Raw genomic sequence first — 13,607 nt, 5'->3', positions numbered from 1 at the left:
GGGAGACCCCATGTCCTACGATCTCATCGTCATCGGTTCCGGTCCGGGTGGCTATGTCTGCGCCATCAAGGCAGCGCAGCTCGGCCTGAAGGTCGCCGTCGTCGAGAAGCGCGCGACCTATGGCGGTACCTGCCTCAACATTGGCTGCATTCCGTCCAAGGCCCTGCTGCACGCTTCCGAGATGTTCGACGAAGTCGGCCATCTCGATGCGCTCGGCATCAAGGTCGCCAAGCCCAAGCTCGACCTGCCCGTCATGCTCGCGCACAAGAGCGCGACGGTGAAGTCGAACGTCGATGGCGTCGCCTACCTGTTCAAGAAGAACAAGATCGACGGCCATATCGGGACCGGCTCGATCGCAGCACCCGGCAAGGTCGTCGTGACCAAGGAAGACGGCACCTCCGAGACGCTGGAGACCAAGGCGATCGTCATCGCCACCGGCTCCGACTCCGCCCCGCTTCCCGGCGTCGCAATCGATGAGCAGCGGGTGGTCACCTCGACCGGCGCGCTGGAGCTGGACAAGGTTCCGGGCAAGCTGCTGGTCGTTGGCGCCGGCGTCATCGGCCTTGAGCTCGGCTCGGTCTGGCGTCGCCTCGGCGCGGAAGTGACCGTTGTCGAATATCTTGATCGCGTGCTTCCCGGCATGGACGGCGAAGTCGCCAAGCAGTTCCAGCGCCTGCTGGAGAAGCAGGGCTTCGCCTTCAAGCTTGGCACCAAGGTCACCGCCGTCGACACCAGCGGCAAGACGCTGAAGGTTACCGTTGAGCCGGCCAAGGCTGGCGAGGCCGCCGCCGAGACGCTGGAAGCCGATGTCGTGCTGGTCGCGATCGGCCGCCGTCCGTTCACGGAAGGCCTGGGCCTCGAAGGCGCCGGCGTCGAGCTGGACGAGCGCAAGCGCGTCAAGGTCGATGGCCACTACCAGACCAACGTCCCCGGCATCTACGCGATCGGCGACGTCATCGCCGGCCCGATGCTGGCCCACAAGGCCGAGGACGAAGGCGTCGCGGTTGCCGAGATCCTGGCCGGCCAGGCGGGCCACGTGAATTACGGCGCGATCCCGAGCGTCGTCTATACGAGCCCGGAAGTCGCGACCGTCGGGGCCACCGAGGAAGAACTGAAGGCGGCTGGCATCGCCTACAAGGTCGGCAAGTTCCCGTTCTCGGCCAATGGCCGCGCTCGCGCGATGCTGGCGACCGACGGCTTCGTCAAGATCCTGGCGGATGCGTCGACCGATCGTCTGCTCGGCGCGCATATCGTCGGCAAGGGCGCCGGCGAGATGATCCATGAGGCCGTGGTGCTGATGGAGTTCGCGGGCTCGGCCGAGGATCTCGGCCGCTCGACGCACGCCCATCCGACGATGTCGGAATCGGTCAAGGAAGCGGCGCTGGCCGCCTGGTTCAAGCCGATCCACATGTAGGATTCTCTGCCTGTCGCCGGGCATCGTCCGGTGATCTGGTAGACGACAAAAAGCCGGCGCCCCTCCTCGGAAGGGCGCCGGCTTTTTCGTTTTGTCGCGATGACGGAATGGCCAAGCAAGACCCTCACCCCACCCTCTCCCGCAAGCGGGCGAGGGCTTTTCGGCCAGCGCTCTTCCATGGCTCGGTGCCTCGACAAACACACGCGGGCCCCCTCGCCCGCTTGCGGGAGAGGGTAGGGGTGAGAGGGGCTACCTCCGCCCCCCCAGCCGCCCTACGTTAGCGGTTTCTGCCGGGTCTCGACATCAATCGCCGCCGTGGCGAGGGCGCCGAGCAAGAGGATCACGGAGAACAGGCCGAGCGCGACGTTGAACGAGTAGGCGACGACGGCGCCGACGACCGTGGGGGCGAGAAGGCCTCCCAGACGCGCCATGGCGCCCGCCAGGCCCATTCCGCTGGCGCGCAGCGAGGTGGGGTAAAGCTCCGGCGTAAAGGCGTAGAGCGCGCCCCAGGTACCCAGCAGCGCAAAGCTCATCAGCATCATCGCGGCGCCGATGGCGGTCGGATCGGTGAGGATGGCGTAGAGGAAGCAGCCAACGGCGGAGAGCAGCAGGAAGGCGATCAGGGTCGGCTTGCGGCCCCAGCGCTCGACGCCATAGGCGGCCAGCGCATAGCCGGGGATCTGGGCCAATGCTAGCAGCACGAGGAAGCCATAGCCGCGCAGGAAGCCGTAATGCTCGCCGGCCGAGACCAGCTTGCCCGGCAGCCAGACGAAGATGCCGTAATAGGAAATCGACACCAGCAGCCACGCCGCAAGGATCAGGTAGGAGCGGCGGGCATAGGGGCCGGAGAACAGGGCGGAGAGCGGCAGGCGGGCCTCCTGCTTGTCTACCAGCTGGCCGCCCAGCACCGGCTTGCCATTGGTCGTGGCGATCTGGTCCAGCACGGCCTTGGCTTCTGCCGGCTTGCCGGTTCGCAGCAGGTAGAAGGGCGATTCCGGCACCCAGAAGCGCAGAGCGACGCCAATCAGCGCCGGCAGCGCGGTGATGATGAAGATGAAGCGCCAGCCATCGACCATGCCCTGGGCCGCCGCATACCAGGCGGCGAGCGCCACGATCACGGTGCCAACCGCCCAGAAGCCTTCGAGGCCCACAAGCCAGCGGCCGCGCCGGTTGGCCGGCAGGAATTCCGCCATCATCGCATAATCGACCGGCAGCGTGCCGCCGACGGCGAGGCCGGTGATGAAGCGGAACACCAGCAGCATGGTGAAATCGGACGCGAAGGCCGAGGCGAGGCCGAACAAGGCGTCGAGCAGCACGGTGACGATCAGCAGGTTGCGGCGGCCGATGCGGTCGGCGAGGCGGCCGAAGAGGGCCGCGCCGATCAGCATGCCGACGAAGAAGATCGTGCCGGTCTGCAGCGCTACGGGCAGGGTCAGGCCGAAGGACTTGGCAATTGACGGCGCGGTGAAGCCGATCGACAGCACCTGCATGGCGTCGGCCGTCCAGACGAGGCCGAAGATCAGGAACAGGCGGCGCTGGAACGCCCCGGTTCCGGCGGCGTTCAACGCCTCGTCAATGGTTACGGTTCGCATCGTCTTCTTCCCCTATCCCGGCACCGCGAATCGGCGCCTCCCAGACGTTGCGTGCATCCGACATGCGTTCGATGAGACCAAATCAACATTGGTTTCATCCTGAAAGAACTATGCTGCAATGCGGCGAGTTTTCGTTCGCGGGCCTTGATCCGGTCGCCTCGACCCCTTAACCAGACCGGCCCTTCACGGAGTTCTCGATCATGGTAGCCTGCGGCCTCGACTTTGGCACGTCCAACACGACGCTCGGGGTTTCCACCGCCGACGGCCCGGCCCTGGTCGCGCTCGAAGGATCGAGCGTCACCATTCCCAGCGCGATCTTCTACACGCCGAACGGCGCGCCGCCGGCCGTTGGGCGCGCCGCCATTCGCGCCTATGTCGACGGCACCAATGGCCGCCTGATGCGCAGCCTGAAATCCGTGCTCGGCAGTTCGCTGATCCATGAATCGACGGCCATCGGTCGCGGCCGCGTCTCGTTCCGCGACGTGATTTCGCAATATGTCGGCGTCGTGAAGAGGCGGGCCGAGGAAGTCTCCGGCGCGGCGATCGATGCGGTCGTGCATGGCCGGCCTGTGCACTTCGTCGACAGCGACCCCGATGGCGACCGCAAGGCCGAGGAAGCGCTGGAGGCGATCGCCAAGGAAGTCGGCTTCAAGCACATCTCCTTCCAGTACGAACCGATCGCCGCCGCGCTCGACTACGAGCGGCAGGTCAATCACGAGGAAGTGGCGCTGATCGCCGATATTGGCGGCGGCACCTCGGATTTTTCGATCGTGCGCCTCGGTCCGGAGCGCCGGCACAAGGCCGACCGGATGGACGACATCCTGGCCAATGACGGCATCCGCATCGGCGGCACGAATTTCGACCACTATTTCTCGATCGGCACGGCGATGCCGCTGCTGGGCTTCGGCACGGGCATGAAGCGGGCCGGCCTGCCGGTTCCCGGCGGTTACTATCACGACCTTGCCACCTGGTCCTCGATCAACCGCCTCTATGAGCGCGGCGTCATGCAGCAATTGCATGAGGTGCGCCGCGAGGCGCAGCACCCTGAATTGATCGAACGGCTGATCCATGTCGTCGAGGAACATGGCGGCCACCGCCTCGCTATCGACGTCGAGGCGGCCAAGATCGCGCTGTCCGACGAGCCGCAGGTGCAGGTGCTGCTCGACTGGATCGAGCGCGGCCTCGCCATGACGGTCGATCGGGCCGTGCTGGTCGACAAGACGCGCGGCCTCGCCGACAGGATCGCGGCGCGGATCCAGGATTGCCTGCGCGATGCCGGCCTCGGCGCCGACGCGATCGACGCCGTGTTCCTGACCGGTGGCTCGACGCGGCTGGCGCATGTGCACGCCGCGATCCTCGGCACCGTGCCCCAGGCGCGCGTCGTCGACGGCGACACCTTCGGTTCGGTCGGCACCGGCCTCACCATCGAGGCGGCAACCCGCTACGGCGTCGTCGCCGCCTGATTTTTTGTGTCCGCGCCGCACCGTCTCCGGCGTCATCCTCGCGAAGGCGAGGATCCATACAGCTGGAGACGTATCGAGCCAACCTCCCGGCAGCGCGGCTGCATGGGTCCCCGCCTTCGCGGGGATGACGGCGCGTGTTGGAGATTTCCGGCGAGGGGCGGTCGTCGACGGGCATTTTACCCCGCGCCTGAAGGCGCCAGCATCACCAGCTTGATGTCGGGATGGCGCGCCAGCAGGAAAGTGATCTGCTCGTAGCGCAGGAAGCCGTCCTGCGGATGGGTGAAGGTGCGCAGGCCGCCCTCGCGGTCGACCACCGCATGCGCCTCCCAGGCTTCCGCGAAGAACGGGCTCGCTCGCGTCAGCTCCTCGACGAGGGCTCGCATTTCCGGGGCTTCCAGATGCCGGCTGTAATCGGCGCGGAATTCCGCCGCGATGCGTCGTGCCCGGCTGTCCCAGTCCTCGATCAGACTGCGGGCTGCCGGGGAGGTGAACAGGTAGCGCAGCAGGTTCATTTCACATGAAACACCGGCGGCGGGCGGCTTGCCGTCGAGCCAGCCGACAAAGAGATGCGCCGCCGCGGCGTTCCAGGCGATCGCCGTCCAGGACCGGTCGAGCACATAGGCCGGCGTTGGCAGCGCCAGCAGGGTGTCGGCGAGGCCCGGCGGCAGGGCATCGGCGCTGTTGTCTTCGCCCGCCTGCGGGTCGCGCCGGCCGCCCAGATCGAACAGATAGGCGCGCTCGGCCGGCGTCAGCCGCATCACCCGCGCCAGGCGCCCCAGTGCCGTCGCCGAGACCGAGATCTCCCGGCCCTGTTCGATCCAGCTCAGCCATGTCGAGCTGACGCCGGAGAGCTGCCCCAGCTCCTCGCGGCGCAGCCCCGGCGTGCGTCGCCGCGTGCCCGGATCGAGGCCGAACATGGCTGGCTGCAGCCGCTCGCGCTGGGCGCGGATGAATTCGCCGAGCTCGCGGCGTCGGACGGTATCGGTTTCCGGGATCATGTCACCGCTTATACCAGGATAAAACAGGATCTGGTACGGGTTTCCGCCGGCTGGCAAATCCTGCGGCGACGGCCGATGATCACCACCGACAAGATCGACCGCGCGGAAAACCAGCCATGACCCAATCGACCCAAGACGCCGCCGCCCCGCGACAGAGCCATGACGGCCTGGTCGTGCAGCAGTTCGGCTCCCAGGCTTCGGCCTATGTCTCCAGCATCGTCCACGCCCAGGGCGCCGACCTCCAGCAGATGGTCGAGATCGCGGCCCGCACGCCGGACGCCCGCGCCATCGACCTCGGCTGCGGCGGCGGCCATGTGGCCTATGGCGTCGCGCCGGTCGTCGCCTCGGTGGTGGCCTATGACCTGTCGGCCGGCATGCTGGAGGCCGTCGCGGCCGAGACGGCCAAGCGCGGCTTCCGCAACCTGACTATCCGGCAGGGCGCGGCGGAAAAGCTGCCCTTCGCTGACGGCGAATTCGATGTGGTGCTGTCGCGCTATTCGGCCCATCACTGGCAGAATGTCCGCCAGGGCATTCGCGAGGCGCGTCGCGTTGTGAAAAGCGGCGGCACGGCGGTGATCTCGGACGTCATCGCGCCGGAAGTGCCGGTCAGCGACACCTTCCTGCAGACCTTCGAAATGCTGCGCGATCCCTCGCATGTGCGCAATTATTCTGTGGCCGAATGGACGGAGATCGCGGCGCGGGCGGGCTTTGCCGTCGTCGGTGTGACGCGCCGCCGCCTGCCGCTCAATTTCGACGCCTGGGTTGGGCGGATGCGGACGCCGCAGGTTCAGGTCGCGGCGATTCGCGCTTTGCAGGCGGCGATGTCGGAGCCGGTGCGCCAGCATTTCGCGATCGAGCCCGACGGCTCGTTCACGATCGACCAGGCGGTGTTCGAACTCGTCGCGGTGTAGCCGCCAGAAGACCCTCACCCCATCCCTCTCCCGCAGGCGGGCGAGGGGCGGTCGAGCTTGTTGAGACTCACAGTCGATTAAGTTCGCCCGCCAGAAAGCCCTCTCCCGTCTGCGGGAGAGGGTGGGGTGAGGGTCTTGCTTTCGTCTCGCGGCTCAGGCCGGCCTGTTGTTGCCGGCGCGCGGATGCGCCTTCTCGAACACGTCGAGGAGGCGCTCCGTGTCGATCGCGGTATAGACCTGCGTCGTCGACAGGCTGGCGTGGCCCAGCAGTTCCTGGATGGCGCGGAGATCGCCGCCATTGGCGAGCAGATGCGTCGCGAAGGAGTGCCGCAGCGCATGCGGCGTGGCGCTTTCGGCGAGGCCGAGCGCGCCGCGAAGCTTTGCCATGGCAAGCTGGATGATGCGCGCCTTGAGCGGCCCGCCCCGGACGCCGAGGAACAGCGGTCCATCGGGCTTCGACTGAGACGGCGCCAGGCGGAGATATTCCGCGACCGCTTCGGCCACGACCGGCAGCACCGGCACCAGACGGATCTTGCCGCCCTTGCCGGTGACCCGTAGCGTCGCGGCGGGATCGAGCGGTGCGTCGGCGCGACGAATGCCGAGCGCCTCCGAGATACGCAGCCCCGAGCCGTAGCAGAGCGCCAGCACGGCGGCATTGCGGGCCGCCACCCATGGCTCCTCGTCGAGCTGTTCGTCCATCTCGACGACGCGCAAGGCCGAGGCGGCGGCGAGAGGCCGGGGCAGGGTCTTGGGCTGGCGCGGTGCACGCATCGCGCGGAAGGCGGCGCCATTGGCATGTCCCTCGCGCTCCAGGAAGCCGATGAACGAGCGGATGCCGGCCAGGCCGCGCGCCAGGGTTCGCGCTCCGGCACCGGACGAGCGCCGCGTCGCCATGAAACCGCGCAGGTCGGCCGTGCGGATGGCGGCGAAATCGGCGAGCGTCGGCGGATTGCCGATATGGCTGGTCAGGAACGAGAGAAACTGGTCGAGATCGCGCGAATAGGCTTCGAGCGTTTTTGGCGACAGGCGCCGTTCGCCGCGCAGGTGCTCGCCCCACGCTTCGATCTGCTCGAGCGTGTCGCGGGCGGCGATGACGAGGGGCGGTGCGGACATGGCTCCATTACCTGCGAAGAGGGTTTATGCCGGGTTAAGAGGCGCATTGCGGCGAACACGGCGCCTCTCATAGGGAGACGCGCAATACAATCCTCAACATGCTGAGGAGGCCCGGAGGGCCGTCTCGAAGCACGCAGAGCGGTGTCGGTACCGAGATTTGCCCTCAGGTGGTGCGTCCTTCGAGACGGCTTGCTGCGCAAGCCTCCTCAGGATGTTGGAAGTCGGGAGTCGGACCACATTTGTCTGGAGGTCCTCTCTTTGGGGGGAGGGTTGGGCGAGGGCCCTTTTGGGGGGCACCTCCCGCCTCGCCTAAAGCAGCAGCGGCTCGGAGAAATGGGTCACGGTCGGAAACGGATCGTAGAAGTCGTGCAGCAGCGCCTTCCAGTGCTGGTAGCGATCGGAACTGCGGAAACCGGGATCGTGATCGGTCAGGCTTTCCCAGCGGACCAGCAGGAGGTAGGTGCCGGGCGCCTCGATCGACGGCCGCACCTCCAGGCCCAGGAAGCCGGGGCTGGCGGCGATTAGCGGCGCTGCCTTGCTCATGGCGTCCTCGAAGGCGCTGGCTTGGCCTGGCTTCACCGTAAGAAGGGCATGTTCGAGGATCATGGTGCTCGCCTGATTGAGGGAAGGCTATTATCTGGGGCATGAAGGCGGCAACGTCGACTGCTTCGTCGCTCCGGGGATTTCGGATTGGAATTGGGCCGCACCGTGTCCGTCCTGCTGCCACTGGCGGTGGATGGACCCTACACCTACAAAGTGCCGGCCGGTATGGAGCTGTCGCCGGGCGATATCGTGCGCGTGCCGCTTGGCCCGCGCGAGATGATCGGCGCGGTCTGGGACGATCCCGTCGACCCCTCGGTCGGCCACAACCGGCTGCGCGCGATCCTGCATCACTATGATTCGCCGCCGCTCGACGAGACGCTGCGCCGGTTTGTCGACTGGGTCGCGAACTACACGCTGAGCCAGCGCGGCATGGTGCTTCGGATGGTGCTGCGCGCGCCCGATGCGCTGGAGCCGGAGCGCGCGGTCGCCGCGCTGCGCCTGGCCGGCAGAGAGCCCGACCGGATGACGGCGGCGCGCCAGCGCGTCCTCGACGCGCTCGCCGGCGGCGAGCCGATGCCCAAGACCGCGGTTGCCGGCTTTGCCGCCGTTTCCTCGAGCGTCGTCAATGGCTTGGTCGAGCAGGGCGTGCTCGAAGCGGTGATGCTGCCGCCGCCGCCCCTGACCCTGCCGCCGGAACCCGATTTTGCCCGGCCGACCTTCGATCCCGGCCAGGACGACGCGGCGAAGCTGCTGCGCGCCAGCGTCGACGAGGGGGCGTTTTCGGTCACGCTGATCGACGGCATCACCGGCTCGGGCAAGACGGAGGTCTATTTCGAGGCGCTGGCCGAAACGCTGCGCCTGGGCAAGCAGGCGCTGGTGCTGCTGCCGGAAATTGCCCTGACCGTCGATTTCCTCGACCGCTTCGCCCGGCGATTCGGCCATCGGCCGGCCGAGTGGCATTCCGAAATGCCGCCCCGGATGCGCGAACGGGTCTGGCGCGGCGTGGCCACGGGCGCGGTGCAGGCCGTCGTCGGCGCACGCTCGGCGTTGTTCCTGCCGTTCCAGAAGCTCGGCCTCGTCGTAGTCGATGAGGAGCACGATACCGCCTACAAGCAGGAAGAGGGCGTCATCTACAACGCCCGCGACATGGCGGTGGTGCGTGGGCATATAGGCGGCTTCCCGGTCGTGCTCGCCTCGGCGACGCCCTCGATCGAAAGCCGGGTCAATGCCGATCAGGGCCGCTATCGGCGCCTCGTGCTCTCGGCCCGCTATGCGGCCGCGAAACTGCCGGAAATTAAGCCGATCGACCTCCGCATCGACCCGCCGGAGCGCGGCCATTTCCTGGCGCCGTCGCTGATCCAGGCGATCGAGGAGACGATCGCCAACAAGGGCCAGGCGCTGCTGTTCCTCAACCGGCGCGGCTATGCCCCGCTGACGCTCTGCCGCAGCTGCGGCCATCGCTTCCAGTGTCCCAACTGCTCGACCTGGCTGGTCGATCACCGCTTTCGCGGCCAGCTCGTCTGCCACCATTGTGGCCATCACGAGCGCCGGCCCGACCAGTGTCCGGTCTGCGACGCCGAGGACAGCCTCGTCGCCTGCGGACCGGGCGTCGAGCGGGTGGCGGAGGAGGTGGCCACGCGCTTCCCCGATGCGCGGCGAATCGTGCTGTCGAGCGACCTGCTCGGTGGGGTGAAAAAGATGCGCGAGGAGTTCGACGCGATCCGCCGGGGCGCCGCCGACATCATCATCGGCACGCAGCTCGTCGCCAAGGGCCACAATTTTCCGCTGCTGGCTCTGGTCGGCGTCGTCGACGCCGACCTCGGGCTTGCCCATGGCGACCCCAGGGCGGCGGAGCGGACGTTCCAGCTGCTGGCGCAGGTGACGGGCCGCGCCGGTCGCGCCGGCGGCGAGAGCCGCGCGCTGCTGCAGACCTATGCGCCGGAGCACCCGGTGATCGCCGCGATCGCATCGGGCGACCGCGAGGCGTTCTATGCCCGCGAAATCGAGGCGCGGCGAATCGCCGTGCTGCCGCCCTTCGGACGGCTGGCCGGGATCATCATTTCGGCGGCCGATCGCGCCACATCCTATGGCTATGCGATGGCGCTGCGCCGGAGCGCGCCGGAGAGCGGGCCTGTCATGGTGCTCGGGCCCTCCGAGGCGCCGCTGGCGGTGCTGCGGGGGCGCCACCGCTTCCGCCTTCTCGTGCAGGCGCCCCGATCCGTCGACCTGCAGGCCTTCCTGCGCCAGTGGCTGGCTGAGGCGCCACCCGTGCGCGGCAGCCTCCGGGTCCAGGTCGATATCGATCCGCAGAGCTTCCTTTGACCGGCGCGGAGGGCGCTTGCCGGCCTTTCTCGTCGATTCCGGGGACGGGCCTTGTTGCGAGTCGCCGGATGCTGTGCTAACGAACGCGCGGCTTCGGGGAATGCCGTTTTTGACGGCTTCCATCCGTCGAAAAAATCTTCAATACGTTCAAGGCGTTGCGTGCAGCATCCGGACCAACCCGGAAGTGGGGGCGCGTCACAGAGCGAGGATCAGGTGGCAGAAGACAAAACTCTCGTATCAGGGGTCGCCGGGCGTTACGCGACGGCACTGTTTGATCTGGCCCTCGAGAGCGGCGCGGTTGACGCCGTCGATGCCGATCTGTCCCGTTTCACGGCCCTGCTGAGCGAGAGCGACGATCTCGTCCGCCTCGTCCAGAGCCCGGTATTCGCCGCGGACGACCAGCTTCGCGCTGTCTCGGCCGTTCTGGCGCGTGCCGAAATCGGCGGCCTGGTCGGCAACTTCGTCAAGGTCGCGGCGAGCAATCGCCGCCTGTTCGCCGTTCCCGGCATGATCGCTGGCTTCCGCCAGCTTCTCGCCAAGCATCGCGGCGAGGTCACCGCCGAGGTGACCAGCGCCGAGCCGCTTTCCGATCCGCAGACCGCGGCGCTGAAGGAAGCGCTCAAGGCGCAGATCGGCAAGGACGTCACGCTTTCTTCGAATGTCGATCCGGCATTGATCGGCGGCCTGGTCGTCAAGGTCGGTAGCCGCATGATCGATACGTCGCTTCGCACCAAACTCAATTCACTCAAGATCGCTATGAAAGAGGTCGGCTGATGGACATCCGCGCCGCTGAAATCTCCGCAATCCTCAAGGAGCAGATCAAGAATTTCGGCTCCGAGGCTCAGGTTTCCGAAGTCGGACAGGTTCTGTCGGTCGGTGACGGTATTGCCCGCGTCTACGGTCTGGACAATGTCCAGGCCGGCGAGATGGTCGAGTTCCCCGGTGGAACCCGCGGCATGGCCCTGAACCTCGAGACCGACAATGTCGGTATCGTGATCTTCGGCTCCGACCGTGACATCGCCGAAGGCGACACGGTCAAGCGTACCAACGCCATCGTGGACGTGCCGGTCGGCAAGGGTCTGCTCGGCCGCGTCGTCGACGCGCTCGGCAATCCGATCGACGGCAAGGGCCCGATCGAGTTCACCGAGCGTCGCCGCGTCGACGTCAAGGCGCCGGGCATCATCCCGCGCAAGTCGGTGCACGAGCCGATGCAGACCGGCCTCAAGGCGATCGACGCCATGATCCCGATCGGCCGCGGCCAGCGCGAGCTGATCATCGGCGATCGCCAGACCGGCAAGACCGCCGTGGCGCTCGACGCCATCCTGAACCAGAAGTCGATCAACGACAGCGGCGACGAGAGCAAGAAGCTCTATTGCGTCTATGTCGCCATCGGCCAGAAGCGTTCGACCGTCGCGCAGTTCGTGAAGGTGCTCGAGGAGCGCGGCGCGCTCGAATATTCGATCATCATCGCGGCAACCGCTTCGGACCCGGCTCCGATGCAGTACCTGGCCCCGATGGCCGGTTGCGCCATGGGCGAATTCTTCCGCGACAACGGCATGCACGCCCTGATCGTTTATGACGATCTGTCGAAGCAGGCCGTGGCGTACCGCCAGATGTCGCTGCTGCTGCGCCGTCCGCCGGGCCGCGAAGCCTATCCGGGCGACGTCTTCTACCTGCATTCCCGCCTGCTCGAGCGCGCGGCCAAGCTGAACGACGACAATGGCAATGGCTCGCTGACGGCTCTGCCGATCATCGAGACGCAGGCCAACGACGTGTCGGCCTACATCCCGACCAACGTGATCTCGATCACCGACGGCCAGATCTTCCTCGAGACCGACCTGTTCTACCAGGGCATCCGCCCGGCCGTGAACGTCGGCCTCTCGGTGTCGCGCGTCGGCTCCGCCGCCCAGATCAAGGCGATGAAGCAGGTTGCCGGCCCGATCAAGGGCGAGCTGTCGCAGTATCGTGAAATGGCTGCCTTCGCGCAGTTCGGCTCCGATCTCGACGCGACGACGCAGAAGCTGCTCAATCGCGGCGCCCGCCTGACCGAGCTCCTGAAGCAGCAGCAGTTCTCGCCGCTGAAGGTCGAGGAGCAGGTTGCGGTGATCTATGCCGGCGTGAACGGCTATCTCGATCGCATCGAAGTCAACCAGGTCGGCGCGTTCGAGGCAGGCCTGCTGGCTTCGCTTCGCAGCGAGCACAAGGCGCTTCTCGATGGCATCCGCGACAAGCGCGAGCTGAATGACGACTTCCGTGCGCAGCTCAAGGCCGCGCTGGACAGCTTCGCCAAGTCTTTCGCCTGAATCCAGGTCTGAACCGGGTCGCCTTGTGCGACCCGGATCTCAGTCCGACCGACAGGGACGCTCATGCCGAGCCTCAAGGAACTAAAGAATCGCATCGCCTCGGTGAAGGCGACGCAGAAGATCACCAAGGCGATGCAGATGGTCGCCGCGGCGAAGCTGCGTCGTGCCCAGGCTGCCGCGGAAGCTGCGCGTCCGTATGCGGAGCGCATGAACGCCGTGCTCGCCAACGTGGCGGCTGGCGTCAACACCGACGACGGTCCGAAGCTCCTGGCCGGCACCGGTTCCGATCAGACGCATCTTCTCGTCGTCTGCACGGCCGAGCGCGGCCTCTGCGGTGCGTTCAACTCGTCGATCGCCCGTCTCGCCCGCGATCACGCGCTGCGCCTGCAGCGCGACGGCAAGACGGTGAAGATCCTCTGCGTTGGCAAGAAGGGCTACGACATCCTTCGCCGCCAGTTCCAGACGGAAATCATCGAGCTGATCGAGCTTCGCACGGTCAAGCAGATCGGCTTCGTCAACGCCGACGCGATCGGCCGCAAGCTGCTGCAGCTCTATGAAGACGGCCAGTTCGACGTCGCGACGCTGTTCTACGCCAAGTTCCGCTCGGTGATTCAGCAGATCCCGACGGCGCAGCAGGTGATTCCGGCGCAGCTCCCGGCCGGCGATGCCGGCGCGGTCGCGCCGAACTACGAATATGAGCCGAACGAAGCAGGGATCCTCGAGGATCTGCTGCCGCGCAACATTTCGGTCCAGATTCTGGGTGCTCTCCTCGAAAACGTGGCGTCCGAGATGGGCGCCAAGATGTCGGCGATGGATAGCGCCACGCGCAACGCAGGCGAGATGATCAAGAAGTACACGCTCCGCTACAACCGGACGCGCCAGGCGATGATCACCAAGGAACTGATCGAGATCATTTCGGGCGCCGAGGCGCTCTGACCGGATTTTTGG

General features: G+C 66.8%; 11 protein-coding genes. 7 read left to right on the top strand and 4 right to left on the bottom strand.

All coding sequences use genetic code 11. From position 1 onward, the window contains the following. The first annotated feature begins 10 nt into the window (after positions 1–10). A complete protein-coding gene (lpdA, locus tag ABIE08_RS22030) occupies positions 11–1,414 on the top strand; it encodes a dihydrolipoyl dehydrogenase (protein ID WP_354554090.1) in 1,404 nt (467 codons plus the stop codon). 272 nt (positions 1,415–1,686) lie between these two features. On the opposite strand, the gene ABIE08_RS22025 is transcribed toward lpdA, so the two are convergent. Next, positions 1,687–3,006, bottom strand: a complete 1,320-nt coding sequence (locus tag ABIE08_RS22025) for an MFS transporter (RefSeq protein WP_354554088.1) — start codon at positions 3,004–3,006, stop codon at positions 1,687–1,689. Positions 3,007–3,206: 200 nt separating this feature from the next. Between ABIE08_RS22025 and ABIE08_RS22020 the strand changes: the two genes are divergently transcribed. Beyond that, positions 3,207–4,469, top strand: a complete 1,263-nt coding sequence (locus ABIE08_RS22020) for an Hsp70 family protein (protein ID WP_354554086.1) — start codon at positions 3,207–3,209, stop codon at positions 4,467–4,469. Between the two features lie 176 nt (positions 4,470–4,645). Here ABIE08_RS22020 and ABIE08_RS22015 read toward each other — a convergent pair whose 3' ends face one another. Then, positions 4,646–5,467, bottom strand: a complete 822-nt coding sequence (locus tag ABIE08_RS22015; RefSeq protein WP_354554085.1) for a helix-turn-helix transcriptional regulator — start codon at positions 5,465–5,467, stop codon at positions 4,646–4,648. A 116-nt stretch (positions 5,468–5,583) separates the two neighbouring features. On the opposite strand from ABIE08_RS22015, the gene ABIE08_RS22010 reads away from it, so the two are divergent. Beyond that, a complete protein-coding gene (locus ABIE08_RS22010; protein ID WP_354554083.1) occupies positions 5,584–6,378 on the top strand; it encodes a class I SAM-dependent methyltransferase in 795 nt (264 codons plus the stop codon). 153 nt (positions 6,379–6,531) lie between these two features. Here ABIE08_RS22010 and ABIE08_RS22005 read toward each other — a convergent pair whose 3' ends face one another. After that, entirely contained in the window at positions 6,532–7,491 is a 960-nt protein-coding gene (locus ABIE08_RS22005) for a tyrosine recombinase XerC (protein WP_354554081.1), read from the bottom strand. Between the two features lie 309 nt (positions 7,492–7,800). Next, positions 7,801–8,097: an antibiotic biosynthesis monooxygenase family protein gene (locus tag ABIE08_RS22000; protein ID WP_354554079.1), complete on the bottom strand. Its 297-nt coding sequence runs from the start codon at positions 8,095–8,097 to the stop codon at positions 7,801–7,803. A 90-nt stretch (positions 8,098–8,187) separates the two neighbouring features. Between ABIE08_RS22000 and ABIE08_RS21995 the strand changes: the two genes are divergently transcribed. The 4 genes from ABIE08_RS21995 to ABIE08_RS21980 all read left to right on the top strand — a co-directional run bounded on the left by ABIE08_RS21995 (position 8,188) and on the right by ABIE08_RS21980 (position 13,595). Further along, on the top strand, positions 8,188–10,356 hold the full coding sequence (locus ABIE08_RS21995; RefSeq protein WP_354554229.1) for a primosomal protein N': 2,169 nt from the start codon (positions 8,188–8,190) through the stop codon (positions 10,354–10,356). Positions 10,357–10,569: 213 nt separating this feature from the next. Beyond that, the gene (locus ABIE08_RS21990) at positions 10,570–11,130 is read left to right on the top strand and encodes a F0F1 ATP synthase subunit delta (protein ID WP_354554227.1); all 561 of its coding nucleotides are present in this window, start codon (positions 10,570–10,572) and stop codon (positions 11,128–11,130) included. After that, positions 11,130–12,659, top strand: coding sequence for a F0F1 ATP synthase subunit alpha (atpA, locus tag ABIE08_RS21985; protein ID WP_354554077.1), 1,530 nt, complete (start codon positions 11,130–11,132; stop codon positions 12,657–12,659). The genes ABIE08_RS21990 and atpA overlap by 1 nt, the downstream gene beginning before the upstream one ends. A 63-nt stretch (positions 12,660–12,722) precedes the next feature. Next, positions 12,723–13,595 (top strand): F0F1 ATP synthase subunit gamma, encoded by an 873-nt coding sequence (locus ABIE08_RS21980; protein ID WP_354554075.1) that lies wholly within the window; start codon positions 12,723–12,725, stop codon positions 13,593–13,595. Positions 13,596–13,607 lie beyond the last annotated feature (12 nt).

This window comes from Kaistia defluvii, assembly GCF_040548815.1.
Lineage (GTDB): Bacteria > Pseudomonadota > Alphaproteobacteria > Rhizobiales > Kaistiaceae > Kaistia > Kaistia defluvii_A.
Note: the sequence above shows the minus strand (reverse complement) of the source record. Positions and strands in the feature narration are given on the sequence as shown.